Raw genomic sequence first — 17,114 nt, forward strand, 5'->3', positions numbered from 1 at the left:
ATTACAATCGTTCCTTTTCTAAAGATTTTAGAAATTTAAGGGGGATTGGTTTTTTAGTTTTGGCTCTATAATCAAAATAAACCTGAACCGTTTTGGCAGATACATAAACTGTGTTTGAGTCCTTGTCACGAATTTCATATGAAAATTCCCAAGAGGTGGTTCCAATGGCAGAGACCCAAGTCTCGACAAAGATGGAAGCACCTGGGAGAACAGAAGCCTTCAAATCCATTTCCACTCGTGCCAGAACAAAAGGAATGTCATCCAGTTCCGAAACATTTAGATAACGATTACAAAAATCTAATCTTGCTAATTCTAGATAAGTCGAATAACTAGAGTTATTGACCCTTCGCATTGGGTCCATGTCATTAAATCGAATTTGAATTTCAGTACGAATCATAGTCTTTTATTCAAATGAATCAATTTGAGATTATCTGTCATCTTTATGTTTCTATTTGGATTTGGATCTTTACAGATCGCAACCACCTACGCGAAGCAGAACCATTACCGATACTTGGTTCTAAATAAGTTTGATTCATTTTATCTTTAGAGATACCTAAAGATACCAAATACCGTTCCACCGTTCGGACTCTATCTTTTACCAAACGTCGGTTTTTTACCAGAGGGCCTGATGCATCGGCCGAACCAATTAAAGTGATATATCCTATTTGGGAGAGGAAAGAAGGTTCCAAGTTTGTTCGCAATGTTTCTACCGAATCTTTTTCCAATTGAGAAGAACCGGCTCCAAAAAAAACAGAAAATTCCCGGATATCAGATACTAATGCCTTGGTATTTTTTTCCAGTGCTTGCTGTTTTTCTTTGCGTACAGGAAGTACATAGCTGTTAATTTTTGGACTTTTTCTCCAAACCCAAAAAAGGAGAAAACCCGTACCAACTAACATTAGGGAAATCCAAACCATCTTACCTTAGACTCACCTCGGATTCTTGGAAATTTATTTCAAACGAGTGGACAAATTCAGAAAACTTTAGTAGAATAACCAGCTATGAAACCCATGCGAAAAATTTTAATCATCTATTCATTGTCAGTGGGGATGGCTTTTGGCTGTAAACCAGCAAAACTATCGAACACTTGTGATGTAAAAACAAAAGAATACTTCCAAGCCTCGGTCATTCGTTATCTCACTGGTGACAGATCCCCTTCTTGCCTTCCCTCTTTTGATTTCCAAGACCTTTGGGGAGTGTTCATACCAACACCTCCGTCAATTGCTACGAGTGTCAATGCGATCACTAGTTATAACGACCAAATCATCATCGGAGGAAGTTTCCAATTCGTAGGACCGTCTACTGGAAATGTTGTTTATTTAGAAACATCGAACGGAAAGTTATTACCCAATCGTTATTGTCCTTACTTAAAAGTCGTAGGGACTACTGGTATCGCCATATCTGATGGAAATGGTGGCTTTTATATTGGGGGTGAATTCTTTGCCGTCCAAGGGGAAGAAAGATTCAGCATAGCCCATATCCTTCCTGGTTGCCAATTAGATCGTAACTTTACAGTTCTCAATGATAATAATAAAAGTGTTTATAGCTTATTACTCGCAGGAGATTTCCTCTATGCAGGCGGATATTATCCTGACGATAATAGTGGTTATCTGGTTCGAGTGAATCGATATACAGGTGCTCTGGATACTTCGTTCGCTCCAAATCCGAATACCCTAGTGTCCGATTTAGAAACCGATGGAGACTCTCTTTATGTTTGTGGAGATTTTACGAATATAGGTGGTTATACGAAAACTGGCCTTGCTAAGTTTTCTCTCTCCACCGGTCTTGTCATATCTTCTTTCACTACAGCAATCAACGGAGGAAGTTGCTTAGATTTGCATTACGGAACCGATGCCAGTGGGAGTCCCGTTATTTATGCTGTGGGTGATTTGACAACGCCAACTTATAGTAGAGCCATATCTTATTTTCCCGATGGAACTTTAACCTCTTGGAATCCAAATCCGAATGTCGGTTCCAAGGTCAATTCCATCCAACAATATAATAATACAATATATTTAGGTGGTGATTTTACCACCATCAACGGTGGAACGACTGCTATCTCTTTAGTCTCTGTGAATAATAGTACGGGTACTGCTATCAATACAAATTACGGTATCGGTAGCAGTCAGCCTGTCGCAACCCTGCAAATCATTGAAAATACATTATACTTAACCGGAGAATTTACCTCTGTGAAATCTGTTCCGAGAAACTATGCTGCGGCACTTTCTTTGCCCGATGAATCGGTCACTGCCTTTAATCCAGCGTATGATTCGAGCATTAGCAATCCAGGATCAGGGATTGTATCTGCAGGAAACGGGGTCGTACTTTTCACATCCAGTCGTTCCACAGTGAATGTAACAGCCCGAAGTAATTTTGCTGTTTTGGATGAAGTGACAGGAATGCCTATCGAAGGAACACCTAACTTCGATTTCCCGATCAAAGCCCTTCATAGAGTTAACAACCGACTGTTCGTAGGAGGAAGTTTTACTTCTATTGCAGGGCAATCAAGGAATCGATTTGCCATTTTGGATTTACCTCATTACCAACTAAGCCCAATTAACACAGTCCTTTCAGGCACTCCCGAAATCCGCACGATCACAAGCGATGAATCACAGCTTTACGTTGGGGGCGATAGCGTAACAAACGTAAATGGGAATGCGAGAAACGGTGCCTTTGCACTGAGTTTAGCTGATTTCTCGGTTAGTGGATGGAATCCGAATCTCAGCGGCAGTGGGGAAAGTTTTTTAGTCGTCCAAGATCTAGTGTTTCTTGGTGGATTGTATACAGGAATTAACGGAGATGGTGTTACCACAAATTACCAAGCAGTGGACAAAGTTTCCGGAACCAAACGTGGCATTCCTTCAACAAACAATTTTCCTAGCAGCGGTGTTTATGCACAAAGCTTAGCAGGAACGAAAATTTTTCTCGGAGGGCAATTCGTAAGCATTGGTAGTTTAGGAGCCTTTAACTCTATTGCAGTTTATAATCTCGCTAGTCAATCTTACGAACAACCTAATCCAGTATATAGCGATAATATTGTAAACCATATCGCAGCCTATCCAGATGGAAACGTCCTCATTGGAGGCTCTTTTACTGCACTCAATGGTGTCCCTAACAACTATTCCTTAGGGGTCTTTAATTATAACACCAATACACTTTCTCCTTGGAAGGCATCCATCAACGATGTGGTATATACATCCATGTATAAAAATGGAAAATACTATATCGGTGGTGCATTTACGATTGCACACAAAAGAAGCAATGGTGGACTCGTTCGCTCTAGTTTAAATGAATGATTATAAACTAAACTTAAATAGAATTACGATATCTAAATTCAAAATTTCAAATGAGAATTATCGAATCTAAATATGAATTCGTGATCCATTGGTGAATATTGAATCCATTCAAAACACTAGACATGAAACTTAAATTCGAAAACTTGTATTCATGTTCCGAATTTTTTCTATTTCGTGTATCTACGTAGTATCGATTACTACGTTTACTCTCTGCAAACCAGCAGAACTTGAAAATACCTGTGATGCACGTTCCCAGTCTTATCTATTAGCATCTGTCATTCGATATGCGACCGGTGATCGTTCTCCGTCCTGTTTACCAGCGTTTAGTTTTTTTGATGAGTGGGGAGTGTATGACCCGACTGCTGCTAAAGTCACTGCCATTGAATCGTATCAGGGACAAATCATCGTAGGAGGAAATTTTTCGATGACAGGAGTTCCTACGGGAAATATTGCTATGGTCGATTCCGTAACCGGAATGGTTGTTCCCAACCGATTTTGTCCTCATTTAAAAGTGAATGGTTCCTATTCCACTGCCATTTCCGATGGTTCTGGCGGGTTTTATATCGGAGGAGATTTTACTCATGTCCAAGGAATCAAACGAAGCAAAGTCGCTCATATTTTACCTGGCTGTCAGTTGGATCCGAACTTTGTTGTTGACGAAGATGCTTCCAGGGGAATCACCACATTTGCGTTATTAGGTGCAAATTTATACGTAGGTGGATTATTTACTGGCTGGGGTTCCGGTTCACAGTCGAACATAGCCTCCGTAAATCGTTATACTGGAAATCTCAATTTAGAGTTTGTTACAGACACTTTTAATAGTGGTGTTTTTGACATTGTCACTGATGGAGTTGCATTGTATGTCGGAGGACATTTTTCAAACATCGGAGCCACTACCAGATATGGGCTTGTGAAACTTTCACCTTCCACTGGTGCCATCGATTCTACTTTCACAGGACAAGCTCCCGTAGGTGGGCAAGTGAATGATTTACATCTAGGGACAGACCATTTAGGAACCCCAGTTCTCTATGTGGTAGGGCCTTTTACTGGTCGGGCTATCTCTTTCTTTTTAAATGGAACCCAAACTTCCTGGGCACCAAACCCAAATATTGAAGTAGTCAAAGTCAATCAATATGAAAATACAATTTATTTAGGCGGTGATTTCACAACCATAGGCGGGATAGCCTCAAACTATTTAGTTGGCGTAGACAATCAGTTAGGTGCCATAAAAGAAAATTCATTTGCAATCAATAACTATGTAAGATATCTAACTGTTATTGGAAACAAACTCTATGTTCTGGGTGAATTTACGGCAGCCAAAGGACAAAAGCGAAATTCTGCAGCAAGTTTTGATTTGCCAAGTCAAAGTTTGAATGTTTGGGATCCGAACTTGAACTCCCTCATTTACTTTCCATCAGGTGAGATAGTTCCTTCCGGCTCTTCACTACTCATCGCGAGTAACCATTCAGCGCTGAACATGAAATATCGAAAGAACTTTGTAGTTTTTGAAGAGGCAACAGGTTCTCCTATCGAAGGAACACCTAACTTTGATTTTCAAATATCCTCTCTCCTGACAAAAGACAATCGTCTCTTTGTAGGCGGGAGTTTTGAAAATGTAAACGGAATTCCCAGAAAAGCACTCGCGGTTTTGGATTTACCCACATACAACTTAAGTTCCACAGACCTGAATATTACGGGCAGTTCTGCCGAAATCAGAACCATTACAAGTAACCATAACCAAATCTTTTTTGGAGGTTTTAGTATGACTGGCGCTGGTGGCCAAACGAGAAGTGGTGCCGCTGCGATTGATTCTACAACCTTCTCCCTCACAAATTGGAATCCCAACATCGTTGGAAGTCCGAATACAATGATGGTCGTAAATGATTTGGTCTATATCGGAGGCATCTATTCCAGTTTAAACGGAAATGGAGCTATTAGTAACTACCGTGCCGTGGATACAATTAATGGAACTATTAGCAATTTTCCATCGAATGCTTACCATCCGAATAACGGTGTGTATACGCAAACAATCTATGACGGAAGGATTTACATCGGTGGGATTATGACTAATATAGGAATTTTGGGAACTTTCCAAAATATGGCAACTTATGATACTAAATCCAATAGTTATATAACACCAAATCCCATTTATTCAGATGGAGGAGTTCTTTCTATGGCCACTTCGCCAGAAGGAAAGGTCATCGTTTTAGGAAGTTTTCTAGGACTGAATGGTACGACAGCTAGTCAATTTATGAATGCCTTTGACGCAAAAACCAATACCGTTTTGGAATGGCATCCCAATGCAGATGATGTAGGAAATTCTAGTCACTTCAAAAATGGGAAATGGTATATTGGTGGAGACTTTAAAAAAGTTTTCAATAAACCATATGGTGGATTTTTTGTTAGCGATCTAACAGAGAAAAATAATAATTAACTATTTCTGTTTTTTAGGTTTTCTTTTTAAAATCTTTTGCAAAGCTTCTTCGCCCTTCTTGGCACCGAGTAAAACTGTTTTATAAAGTTTGGTGCGAATCGTTGTGGTGAGTTTCACTGGTAGTGGTCTATCGGGAGCCACTGTGATGATCTTCACACCTTTAGGTGGTTTGACAGCAAGTTCTCTTGCTGCATTAAAATGAAAGTGGTGGAGTTTACGCATCATCCGACGAATGGTTCGTCTTGTTGGAAAAGCAAGTAAACTAGTAAATCTTGTGAGTGGGCCGGAAATATGGCGGATGGGTGAATTCATAATCACCACAATTTCTTTGTATCCTGCTTCGATGATGTCTTGGATGGGAAGTGGATTGAGAATCGCAGCATCTGAATAAAACTTACCATCTAATAGATGTTTACCGCGAGTAGCAATCGGCAACGAAGTGGCTGCTTTTAATAGATCGAATACATTAGAAGAAGTGGCTTTGATGTATTCGATGGAATGAGTATGTAAATTACTAACTGCGACCACAAAATGAGGAACATTTTTTCGATCCAGAGTTTCCGATTCTAAACGAACTTTTTTGCGAAAAATAAAATCGATCAAATACTCTTGATTCAGTAATGTTTTTCCTTGGAAAGGATGGAAATAGGAAATTAGTTTTCTGCCAGATAAATCTTTATACCAAACAGAAAGTGCCATTTCGCTTTTGACAGGTTCTTTTTTAGGCATGGATACATAATAAGCAGCAGCACAGGCTCCCGAAGAAACACCGACCACCAAATCAAAGTAATTCGGTCGTAAGAAGCGATTCCAAGCATACAAAACACCCCCAGAAAACGCACCTTTCATTCCTCCCCCTTCTACGAGGAGAGCCCTTTTGGAACCTTTCGCCTTAGGAAGTTTTGGGTGGTTGGATGGATCGTTTTCTGGAAAAGACTGCACAATAATGTCAGGGTCTTCCATACACTTACAGTTGCAAAAAACTATTCAAAATCTCTTTGGGAATTCTATTCATTAGGGGAATCACCAAACAAAAAATCCCAACGAAACTATATCTCAAAAAAAAATAAAATTTTGAACGAGGATACAATAAATTTCACTACATACGCAATTGAATATTAGTATGTTAGGGATCAAAACTTTGGAGGCAGAAATCAACGGAATTCTTGTAAAAGGTTCCTTACAATTGAATGCAAAAGGTGCTTATCAATTAGATTTATTGTCTCCTTACCCGGGTCCTATGTTTACCTTTTTTTTTCCAAAAACTTACCATTCCCTTTGGGACGGACATGTGTCGGAAATTGAAAAAGATGCTATCAGTTATCTCCGCACACTCTTTCATAAATGTGAAAACATTAAGAGGGAAGTCCCTAAGTTTCAAAGAGAACTGAAAGAGTTTTGGTTAGAGATAGATACAATCTCAGTACTTTCCCCATTAGAGTGGAATGAAAAATGTATGTTTCTAAAAAAAGCCTTACAAGAAGGTTATATGGATTCTGACACATACGAAAAAACATTAAGCGATCTAACTCTTGTGATGGAAAAAAAATATTTAGAAAGAGAGAAACGTTGCGAACTGTTTTTATCTCAGTACCTTCCCGAGTATTCACACTTACAAAATCATTTTTCATGGATTCGTTTCTGTTATGAATTAACAGAAAAAAAACACCTACTTCTACTATAAATTTTCGTTTTTCTTGCCAAAGAGACGAGTATCATCTTTAGTTTCCATAAGAACGGAAATATATTTCTCGTCTAAAAATAGTAATCGGAATTTAGCTATGCGACCAATGGATCAAATCACTGCGAAAGAACAAAAACATCATGTGATCTTACACTATCTCATGAATCAAGAAATGAAAGCGTATTGGAATGGGCAAGTCCAATCCATGACCGTAACACAGGAATTACCTGGTGGTGAAGAGATCATTGTTGATTGGTCAGAAGTATGGCCTATTGGTCCAGGTTCTAACCTTGTTCTTTCTAAACTATTAGCTCGTTATTTAGAACTTCATTGCACTTTTGTAAAACAAATTACACCTAACAAAATCCAACTCCACGTAGACAAAGTTCTGATTGCAAAAAAAGAAAGACTAAACCCTCGTTTTACAATCTCCGAAGATGGCCTTGTGAATGTTACAAACATTGTTAGTTCCAAAACAATTATCGAAGCCAATATGTTCAACATTCCCACTCTTGTTCGCGTAAACTTTGAAGACTATCGCAAACGAATGATGGTTAGGTCTGGTGAAGCAGGCGCAATGGATATTTTTAAGTCGGGAATGGAAAGAAAATACGAAGTAGTAAAATCAACTCAAAAAATTCTTTTTATTAAAGATGCAAGTAATCCAGAAAGTTACCGTTCTGATGAAGAAGGATTTATCAACTACGAAGATGAAGTCGATGACCATGTTGAAAAACTAGCGATGGCTTCAAAAGACAAAAAGATAAAATCCGAACTCATCCTTCCCATTCTTTACAAAAACGAATTAGAAGAAATCATTCCTATCGGTTACTACTCTCTTCAAACAAAAGACAATGCCATCACAACAGAAGATTTAAATTTCTACCAAGCTCAAATTGCAGAAATGATCGAAAGGATTAAAGATGCTAATTTAATGACGACAGTGGAAAAATTTCCTGTTTTGGATTTGTCTGCCACTGGATTAAAAATTCGTATCACCAACAGCAACCTAGTAGAAACTCTTCCAAAACAAAAAGGTATTTTATTAGAACTAGTTTTCAAACTACAAACTCCATTTCGATTTTTTGGAAAAATTGCTTGGGCTTATAAAGAAACATCTGGTGACTTACTTGTTGGAATTGAGTTTTCCGGAAAACGTACATATGCTGAAAAGGTACGTTTCGAAGAAAATATCGAAATTATTAAAAACAATGGAAAAACCGCAGCCTAATCGTTAGCGGGTTTCCAATTTGATTGTTTTTGTAATTTTGGGTATCTCATAAGCGCAAATATAATATAACATCTTTAAGTCGATGTAATCATAAGCCCTGGCCAAATCCTTTTGCCACAAACTATCAATTTTATCCCAAGGGAGGTCCGGGTATTTTTGTTTTTCTACCTGCGGAATCTTTAAGGATTCTGCTTGGATGTAACGCAACATTTCTTCTGCAAAAAAACTGTCGTGTTCTCCTTCTTTAAATTCTTGAATTTGGTTTCTAAAAAGGAAGGCTTCCAGTTCTCGACAGTAAAAAATAAACTCGTGAAACATATGGTGATTCTAAAATGGGATACTGTTTAGAACAGTTTTTTTCATTGGCAAAGAAATTCAAATCTTGGATACTTTCACTAAGTATGAAGATCTGTATCCAATCCGTATTATTTTTCCTAGTAGTTTCGGTTTTTCCCATCCAATCAGCAGAAAGGGACTTCCAAATCATTGATCTCGTTGTCGGAAAAGGTGAGGAAGCTTTTTCGGGATCCTACGTGACCGTCCACTATGTAGGCAAACTCACGAACGGAACCAAGTTTGATAGTTCTCGTGACCGCAACCGTCCTTTCGAATTCAATTTGGGTGCAGGAGAAGTAGTCAAAGGTTGGGACAAAGGTGTCAAAGGAATGCGAGTGGGTGGCAAACGCAAACTCATCATTCCTCCTGAACTAGGTTATGGTAGCAAAACGGTAGGAAACATTCCTGCAAACTCCACTCTTATATTTGAAGTGGAACTCTTAAAAATTTACTAATCAAAAAATTTCGGATAACTACGTAAGGAAGAATACAAGTTTCTTAGTCAGGAATTTCTTGACAAAGATAAGAATGATTCTAGATTGTTTGGACTATGGAAATGTCAACCTTACGTAAGTCCACCCTCCTCTTAATCATAGGACTATCTTTTTCCCACTGTAAACCCAAATCGGATTCTGACGAAGAAATGTTGCTCTTGTTAGCTGCAGCAGCTTCGAAGATTTGTGTCAATAACTCCTATACGGGAACCACAGTGGTTAACTCCACTGCTACTTTGAATGCAAGTACAGATTGTATCACTGGTATGACTTCCTCCATGTCAGCAGATCTACCTGCGTGGATTCGTAACAACTTTAAATGCTCGGTCGGAACTGTCTCTGGTTCCAACTATGTGTTTCGATCGCAAAACATTCCCAACAACAAAAGTTTTTATTTTGGAACTTCATCACCAATGTTTGAAGCACTTGCTGGTGGACAAAAATCTGCCGGAAACAATCAAATTGCATCCCAGTGTTTGGTTTACACAATCCCTAGTTCTCCGGCAGCCAAGTCTGGTGCTTTAGTGGGAACACAAAGTGGTTATGCTTCTGTGGGGATTACTGTGAATGGTCTTGCCATCTTTAACAATGCTGCCGCGGCACCTGATACACTAGCAACGGAAGCACAAACCTTTGATAAGTTTAACGGTCACCCACAAAGTTCAGGAGTTTACCACCACCACTCCCAACCACTCAATATAACAAATAATAATGCCAATTTAATTGGCGTATTAATCGACGGATTTCCTGTTTATGGCTTACATTGTGATAATAACACTGTCACTACTGCCGATGACAATACTCCGGGAACGGTAGGACCAGCTCTTGATGCAAACCACGGTCACACAGCTGCAACACTTCTTTTCCCAACCGGAATCTATCACTACCATTTTGCTTTTGATAGCACAGCCACAATCAACACTTTGATTGGTTCCCAATTCTATGGAACACCAGGAACCGTTTCCAATTAATTGTCTCAAAATTTCATGGAGAGAGATTTTTCTCTCTCTTACATTTTTCGCCTTAGCCTCTTGTTCTCCTTTTCGTGTAGAAGCAGAAGACAAGGGGCTTTCCGAAGATCCTAACCATTTTCTTCTCTACCAAGGAAAACCACTGACAGGAATTCTAATTCAAAAAAACCCTACTCTTTTAGAAATTTATGAAACGGAATTCTACAAGGGAGTTCCCCACGGTCGTTATACGATAACAAAAGAAAACGGAACTTTTATAGAAGAAAGAAACATTCGTTATGGACAAAAACATGGAAAACAAATCAGTTATTTTGAAAATGGAACTCTAAAACAAAAATCAGAATTTGATAATGGGAAACCCATCGGTGAGTATGTTGACTATTTTGATGATGGACAAATGGCCACCTACCAAACATTCTACGACTCAGGAAAACCAAAGGTTTCTAAAAAATGGAACCGACGAGGACAAATTTATTTGAACCATGTTTTTTTGGAAACAGGGGAAAGTTTTGGAAGACCAGGAAGTAAACTCTGTGATCCAATTCCGGAAAAAAGTCAAAATTCAAAGTGAAAATAGTGAACTTAAAAAAAAGATGTCCTGAAAAATTCGTTCAGAACTCGTACTTTTCTCAAAAATCGATCCTTATATTCATTTTTCTATTTTTTATAGGAAGTTTCTGTAAACCATCGGAACAACCACCAAATCCAAATGTACTCCCTTATTTTTCAGGGAAAGACTTTGATCCGGTTTGGATCGCAAATCCAAAAGACAATTCCAATCTAAAACAAGTTCCCAATACATTCGAGTTAACAGAACATACTGGTAAACATATATCATCCAAGGACTGGTCACCGAACGAACATTTGGTTGTATTTTTTTATGCTACTTGTAGGGGTATTTGTCCTTTGATCACAAGAAATATAATCCAAATAGAACCAAGTCTTTCTGAATTTCCAGATATCAAAATTTATTCTATCTCGATCAATGCTAAAGAAGATACCGTTCCCGTTTTACAAAAATATAGGCAAACATACAAAATCCAAAACGCAAATTGGAGTTTTTTTACCGGAAGCGAATCAGTGATCGAGAGTTTTGCCAAAGGAACTTGTGGTGCAGAAATGGAAGGATTTTCCGCCGAACAAGGGAAGTATGAATTTGTTCATACAGAAAATATCTTTTTATTTGATAAGAACCGGTATTTAAGAGGAATCTACCGTGCGAAAGGCACGGGCGATATACAAAGGTTAGTGGACGATTTGCGAAAATTAAGAAAACAAATGAATTAATCTAAGGATTTTTTGGAATCCTTAGATTGTAAAATTGACCCAATGAAAATTCGGGTAATCTATCCTTTAAAACTTTAGTTTTTAATTTTATATCCTGTTCTGAAAATAAGCCAAGTCACTGTCAAACAAAGAGTCAAAAACACCACTATCATCGAAATACTGACAGATAATGCCACATCAGCTCTTTCAAAAAAACTATACCGAAACCCACTCACCAAATAGAGAACTGGATTAAACATACTGAGTTTTTGCCAGAATGGTGGTAACATTTGGATGGAATAAAAACTTCCACCGAGAAATACGAGTGGAGTGATGACGAGCATTGGAATCATTTGGAGTTTTTCAAAACTATCCGCCCAAATTCCAATCACAAATCCAAACAAACTAAAACTAATACATGTTAATACAAGAAAAAATGCCATTAGAATGGGATGATCAATCCGAATCGGCACAAAAAAAGATGCCGTGATGAGCATAAGGACCCCTAACATAAAGGATTTTGTTGCTGCAGCACCCACATATCCAATCACCACTTCCCACATCGTCACAGGTGCCGATAGAATTTCATAAATGGTTCCATTAAACTTGGGAAAATAAATTCCAAAAGAAGCATTGGAAATACTTTCCGTGAGGAGTGACAACATCACAAGTCCCGGAACAATAAAACTTCCATAGTTAATTCCATCGATTTCTTGGATCCGAGAACCAATCGCCGATCCAAATACAATAAAATACAATGAAGTGGATAACACAGGAGAGGCAATACTTTGTAAAAGAGTACGAAAGGTTCTTGCCATTTCAAATTGATAGATGGATTTGATTGCGTAAAAATTCATACAGCCTCCTGTAATAACTGAACAAAGATTTCTTCTAACGAACTTTGTTTTGTACTCAAATCGCTAAATTGGATTTTCAGTTTTTTCAAATCATCTAGAAGTTTGGTAATCAAACTACTGTCATCTGATCTATCATAAGTAAATACAAGTGCTGAATGATTATCCACAAGTTCTAATGTGTACTTTGAAAGTGATTTGGGAATTTGTTTAAGACTTTTTTTAAGTTCAATCCGAAGTTGTTTGGTTCCGAGTTGTTTCATTAAACGGTCTTTGTTTTCCGTAAGAAAAATTTCACCTTTCCTGATCACAGAAATTCGATCGGCTATGGATTCAGCTTCTTCGATGTAGTGAGTGGTAAGGATGATGGTAACTCCATTTTTTCGGAGAGATTCTACGATCTTCCACATATCTTTTCGGAGTTCAACATCCACGCCGGCACTTGGTTCATCTAAAAATAGAATTTTTGGTTCGTGTGACAATGCTTTGGCGATTAATACTCGTCGTTTCATTCCACCGGATAAAGTCATGATCCTTTGGTCTTTTTTGTCCCAAAGGGAGAGTGATTTCAAAACTTCTTCAATGTATTTTGGATTGGCTGGTTTTCCATAAAGTCCCCTCGTGAAGGAAACGCTGGCCCAAACAGTTTCAAAAGCATGGACACTGAGTTCTTGCGGAACAAGACCAATGAGTGATCTTGTTTTTTTGAAATCCCCAATGATATCAAACCCAGAGACATTCACCTCACCACCACTTGGTGATACGATCCCACAAATCAAATTGATTAGTGTTGTTTTACCTGCTCCATTGGGACCAAGTAGGGCATGAATTTCACCCTCTTTTACTTCCCAATTTACATTCTTTAAAGCTTGGAATCCATTGTCATAAGACTTGGAAACTTGTTTCAGAGTGAGGATTGATTTCAAACAGTTTCATCCTTCCAGCCAATGTCTGTGAGGAAGTCGTCATAACCCCCGTCATAAACAAAAACTCGGTCATCATCGAATACTATTAGTTTTGTGGCTACAGCACGCAAGTGCATTTCGTTGTGTGTTACCATGATCACAGATCCATCAAAGTTATCGATGGCTTCAATCAATGAGTCGCAAGATTGCATATCCAAGTGGTTTGTAGGTTCATCCAAATACAAAAGGTGGCAAGGAGTGACCAAAATCTTTCCAAGTAAAACCCGACTCTTTTCTCCCCCGGAGAGAACCTTAATTTTTTTTAAGGCGAGGTCTTCAGAAAACATAAGTCCACCGGCAATGTTACGAGCTTTCCCTTCGGAACAGTTTTGATCTGCACTCATAATTTCTTGGACAACGGTATTACTTTCGTTCATGTTCAGTTTGTTGGTTTGGCCGAAATAACCTTCTTTCAAAACCTGATGTTTTTTCACCGAACCGGAAACTGCCGATAGTTCCCCTGCAATCAGTTTGAGTAAAGTCGACTTTCCTTTTCCGTTTTTCCCTATGATACAAATTCGATCTTGTGGGCCGACACTGATAGAAAAGTTTTCAAACAAATAAGGAGCATTACCATTATAAGAAAAAGAAACTTCATCGGCACTTAACATCTGACTTGCGGAGAATGGAGCACTGTTGAAATAAAGTTCCATATCCTCAATATTTTCAAGTGCTTTCATTTCGCCTTGTTTCTCTAATCTTTTCACTCGAGATTGGGCGCGACTCGCAAAACTAGCTTTTGCTTTGAACTTAGCAATAAAGATCTCTTCTTGTCTGCGTTTTTTAGCTTCGTTGAGTCTAGTTTTTTCGTAAATTTCTTCTGCTTGGTTGATTTGTGTGTATAACTTTTCTGTATCACCTTGGACTTTGATGGCTTTAGTTCTATGAATGGCAACAGTATGTGTCACAACACTATCCATAAAACTTCTATCGTGTGTGATGAGTATAATTTCGCCTTCCCATTCACGCAAAAACTCCTCTAACCAACGTATGGTGACAATATCTAAATAGTTGTTTGGTTCATCTAAGATTAACATGTCGGGAGCCGAAACAAGAAGTTTGGCTAAGTTCATCCGGATCTGGTATCCACCAGAAAAATCCTCAGGACTTCTCTCCATGTCTTTTTCTGAAAATCCAAGTCCAAATAAAATTCGTTCTACTTTCCAAGTTTCGTATTCATCACCTTCGGGAAGGCCAAGAGCACATTCTTCCAAAACTGTGGGTTTAGTGAATACTAAGTGTTGTTCCAAATGTCCAATGCGGTATCCTTTAGGAATGGTGATGTTTCCAGAATCCGGCTCCATTTTTCCCAAAATGATTTGGACCATGGTTGATTTTCCATGTCCATTACGACCGACAAGACCCACTCGTTCGCCGCGGTTCACACTGAATTGTAAGTCATCAAATAAGACATTACCGTTGAATTGTTTGTTAATTCCAGATACTTTGATCATATAATTTCCGAAGGTTTTCCCTTTCCGTATTCAACCAGGATCGAAAAAGAACCGGAAACGACGAGTAGAATCGAGACAAAATTCAGCTACTTTCCTTCGCGAAATCTAAATTCTTCGGACATAATTACCAGGAAAACTACGTGTCAAATTATGGACTTTTTTTAGGGGGTTCCGATTCCGAAACTATACTGTGCGAACTTTTCTTTTTTCTTTCCTTAGTTTCCTTTGTCTCATTGCAGGTGAGGGAAACTACGCTAACGGCAACTTACAAGTGGCCTTTGGAGCAGAAGAAAATTATCTTTTGGTACGTTCGCTAGATTCCAGTATCATCCATTTAGGTAGTCCCGAAGAAAAGAAAGAATACCAAGAAATCATCGATGAGTATTTGCGATTCAAAAGCCTTCACATCCAAGGCAAATATGGTGATGCCTATTTGGCTGTTCGTTCCACTCAATTCAAACTCATCCAACTCTATGATAAAATTCTTACTAAAAATTTAGATTTTGTTCGTTCCGAGTTAATTTTACTCGGGGGAAAATCGCGCGACAAAGAAAAAACACAAACTCGTGCTTTTTTACGCCTTGCTCTCAGAGACGTGAGTGAAGCCGAACAGAAGTTAGTGATGGCAAGGAACACTCGTCCTCTTCTTTATCTATTGAAATTGCGAGAGATGTTGTTTTCTTTAAAGATATTAAAACATGCCGGGAAGTTTGTGGTATTCTTAAACTTACTCCATGATGGTAAGCTTATGGATTCGATTGAGTTTTCTGATTTTGATTCTATAGAGTCAGAACTCATTCGCGGTTTCGGAAAAGCAAACAACAAACTACTTGCACTCCACTATGATAACTCTTTCCTCCCCTTTGGAGAGGAAAGTATCTACGAAAGTATGATGACAAATTACAAAGCACCCGAAATCAAAAAAGACTAATCACATTGAATCGAATTTATTATTTCAAGTGAATCAAGTCCCGGGCACGGTTTGCTTTTTCTTTGGCCTCTTCAATTGTTTTTCCCAAAGCCAAACTAACACCCATTCGGCGCTTCCCATCCACTTCCGGTTTCCCAAAAATACGAATGTCCACCCCTTTGATCTTGAGGGCTTCGTCAACACCGGTATAAATTGGCGAATTCGTTTTTCCTTCTAACAAAATGGCAGAACTAGCAGCAGGAGTATGAAAGATCAGTTCTGGAATCGGTAGGCCAAGTAATGCTCTCGCATGAAGTGAAAACTCAGAAACATTTTGTGAGATGAGAGTCACAAGTCCAGTATCATGTGGTCTTGGAGACACCTCGCTAAAATACACTTCGTCCCCTTTGACAAAAAGTTCGACTCCAAAAATTCCAAATCCTCCAAGCCCGGTTGTGACCGTCTCTGCAATTTTTTCAGCAGCACGTAATGCAAGTTCCGTCATAGGTTGTGGCATCCAAGATTCCACATAATCTCCGTTTACTTGTCGATGACCAATGGGTGGTAAAAAGGTAGTTCCAGCTATATGGCGTATGGTAAGAAGTGTGATTTCAAAATCAAAGGAAACAAATTCTTCAACGATCATTTTGCCTTTGCCGGTCCTTCCTCCGGTTTGTCCATATTCCCATGCTTTTAGGATTTCTGATTCTTCTCGAATCAAACTTTGTCCTTTTCCAGAGGAACTCATAATGGGTTTGACCACACAAGGAAAACCAATTTCTTTCACGGCACGAGTAAAATCTTCTTCGGTATCTGCAAAGAGAAACTTGGAAGTTTTTAATCCAAGTTCTTTGGAGGCAAAGTTCCGAATCCCCTCTCGGTTCATGGTAAGGTTCACAGCCTTCGCAGATGGTATGATACGAAAACCTTCGCTTTCCAATCGAACTAAAGTTTCTGTATGAATGGCTTCAATTTCAGGGACTACAAAATCTGGCTTTAACTCTCGTATGGTGGCTTCCAACTCTTTTGGATCAAGCATGTTGATGACACGAGATTCTTGTGCCACAAGCATTGCAGGTGCATTTGGATAACGGTCTACGGCAATCACATGAACACCCAGACGGTTCGCTTCGATAGCGACCTCTTTACCAAGTTCTCCTGATCCTAGGAGTAAAAGTTTTGTAGCGTTGGGAGTAAAGGGTGTACCGATCATATTCAC

At 38.8% G+C, this 17,114-nt stretch carries 17 protein-coding genes; 9 read left to right on the top strand and 8 right to left on the bottom strand.

Features of this window, described 5'->3' with window-relative positions; all coding sequences use genetic code 11:
* Position 1: 1 nt before the first annotated feature.
* Both EHQ70_RS08280 and EHQ70_RS08285 read right to left on the bottom strand, forming a co-directional pair.
* Positions 2–397 (bottom strand): acyl-CoA thioesterase, encoded by a 396-nt coding sequence (locus EHQ70_RS08280; RefSeq protein ID WP_135585324.1) that lies wholly within the window; start codon positions 395–397, stop codon positions 2–4.
* Positions 398–440: 43 nt separating this feature from the next.
* Positions 441–917, bottom strand: a complete 477-nt coding sequence (locus EHQ70_RS08285) for an OmpA family protein (protein ID WP_167481698.1) — start codon at positions 915–917, stop codon at positions 441–443.
* Between the two features lie 93 nt (positions 918–1,010).
* Between EHQ70_RS08285 and EHQ70_RS08290 the strand changes: the two genes are divergently transcribed.
* Entirely contained in the window at positions 1,011–3,296 is a 2,286-nt protein-coding gene (locus EHQ70_RS08290) for a hypothetical protein (protein ID WP_425270025.1), read from the top strand.
* A gap of 151 nt (positions 3,297–3,447) precedes the next feature.
* On the top strand, positions 3,448–5,730 hold the full coding sequence (locus tag EHQ70_RS08295) for a hypothetical protein (RefSeq protein ID WP_135585326.1): 2,283 nt from the start codon (positions 3,448–3,450) through the stop codon (positions 5,728–5,730).
* On the opposite strand, the gene EHQ70_RS08300 is transcribed toward EHQ70_RS08295, so the two are convergent.
* The gene (locus EHQ70_RS08300; protein ID WP_135585328.1) at positions 5,731–6,693 is read right to left on the bottom strand and encodes a patatin-like phospholipase family protein; all 963 of its coding nucleotides are present in this window, start codon (positions 6,691–6,693) and stop codon (positions 5,731–5,733) included.
* Between the two features lie 160 nt (positions 6,694–6,853).
* On the opposite strand from EHQ70_RS08300, the gene EHQ70_RS08305 reads away from it, so the two are divergent.
* The gene (locus EHQ70_RS08305; RefSeq protein ID WP_135585329.1) at positions 6,854–7,414 is read left to right on the top strand and encodes a hypothetical protein; all 561 of its coding nucleotides are present in this window, start codon (positions 6,854–6,856) and stop codon (positions 7,412–7,414) included.
* A 97-nt stretch (positions 7,415–7,511) separates the two neighbouring features.
* On the top strand, positions 7,512–8,645 hold the full coding sequence (locus EHQ70_RS08310; protein WP_135585331.1) for a DUF1577 domain-containing protein: 1,134 nt from the start codon (positions 7,512–7,514) through the stop codon (positions 8,643–8,645).
* Between the two features lie 3 nt (positions 8,646–8,648).
* On the opposite strand, the gene EHQ70_RS08315 is transcribed toward EHQ70_RS08310, so the two are convergent.
* Positions 8,649–8,963 (bottom strand): ribonuclease HepT family protein, encoded by a 315-nt coding sequence (locus EHQ70_RS08315; RefSeq protein ID WP_135585333.1) that lies wholly within the window; start codon positions 8,961–8,963, stop codon positions 8,649–8,651.
* An 83-nt stretch (positions 8,964–9,046) separates the two neighbouring features.
* Here EHQ70_RS08315 and EHQ70_RS08320 point away from each other — a divergent pair, with 83 nt between their 5' ends.
* The 4 genes from EHQ70_RS08320 (at position 9,047) to EHQ70_RS08335 (ending at position 11,733) form a co-directional block, all read left to right on the top strand.
* Positions 9,047–9,436: an FKBP-type peptidyl-prolyl cis-trans isomerase gene (locus EHQ70_RS08320; protein ID WP_135585335.1), complete on the top strand. Its 390-nt coding sequence runs from the start codon at positions 9,047–9,049 to the stop codon at positions 9,434–9,436.
* Positions 9,437–9,537: 101 nt separating this feature from the next.
* Complete coding sequence (locus EHQ70_RS08325) at positions 9,538–10,446, top strand: YHYH protein (protein WP_425270026.1); 909 nt, start codon at positions 9,538–9,540, stop codon at positions 10,444–10,446.
* Complete coding sequence (locus tag EHQ70_RS08330) at positions 10,418–11,017, top strand: toxin-antitoxin system YwqK family antitoxin (RefSeq protein ID WP_135585339.1); 600 nt, start codon at positions 10,418–10,420, stop codon at positions 11,015–11,017. The genes EHQ70_RS08325 and EHQ70_RS08330 overlap by 29 nt, the downstream gene beginning before the upstream one ends.
* Before the next feature lie 5 nt (positions 11,018–11,022).
* Positions 11,023–11,733 (top strand): SCO family protein, encoded by a 711-nt coding sequence (locus tag EHQ70_RS08335; protein WP_208729520.1) that lies wholly within the window; start codon positions 11,023–11,025, stop codon positions 11,731–11,733.
* Between the two features lie 74 nt (positions 11,734–11,807).
* Here EHQ70_RS08335 and EHQ70_RS08340 read toward each other — a convergent pair whose 3' ends face one another.
* From EHQ70_RS08340 to EHQ70_RS08350, 3 genes are read right to left on the bottom strand one after another with little or no spacing between them, the layout of a single operon-like run.
* Positions 11,808–12,569: an ABC transporter permease gene (locus EHQ70_RS08340; protein ID WP_135585343.1), complete on the bottom strand. Its 762-nt coding sequence runs from the start codon at positions 12,567–12,569 to the stop codon at positions 11,808–11,810.
* Positions 12,566–13,492: an ABC transporter ATP-binding protein gene (locus EHQ70_RS08345; protein WP_135585345.1), complete on the bottom strand. Its 927-nt coding sequence runs from the start codon at positions 13,490–13,492 to the stop codon at positions 12,566–12,568. Before EHQ70_RS08345 ends, EHQ70_RS08340 begins: the two co-directional genes overlap by 4 nt.
* Positions 13,489–14,985, bottom strand: coding sequence for an ABC-F family ATP-binding cassette domain-containing protein (locus EHQ70_RS08350; protein WP_135585347.1), 1,497 nt, complete (start codon positions 14,983–14,985; stop codon positions 13,489–13,491). Before EHQ70_RS08350 ends, EHQ70_RS08345 begins: the two co-directional genes overlap by 4 nt.
* A 190-nt stretch (positions 14,986–15,175) precedes the next feature.
* Here EHQ70_RS08350 and EHQ70_RS08355 point away from each other — a divergent pair, with 190 nt between their 5' ends.
* Entirely contained in the window at positions 15,176–15,916 is a 741-nt protein-coding gene (locus EHQ70_RS08355) for an adhesin OmpL37 family surface protein (protein WP_135585349.1), read from the top strand.
* A gap of 19 nt (positions 15,917–15,935) precedes the next feature.
* Here the strand turns inward: EHQ70_RS08355 and purT are convergent, their stop codons facing one another.
* The gene (gene purT, locus EHQ70_RS08360; protein WP_135585351.1) at positions 15,936–17,108 is read right to left on the bottom strand and encodes a formate-dependent phosphoribosylglycinamide formyltransferase; all 1,173 of its coding nucleotides are present in this window, start codon (positions 17,106–17,108) and stop codon (positions 15,936–15,938) included.
* Positions 17,109–17,114 lie beyond the last annotated feature (6 nt).

The organism is Leptospira congkakensis (assembly GCF_004770265.1).
Classification (GTDB): domain Bacteria; phylum Spirochaetota; class Leptospiria; order Leptospirales; family Leptospiraceae; genus Leptospira_A; species Leptospira_A congkakensis.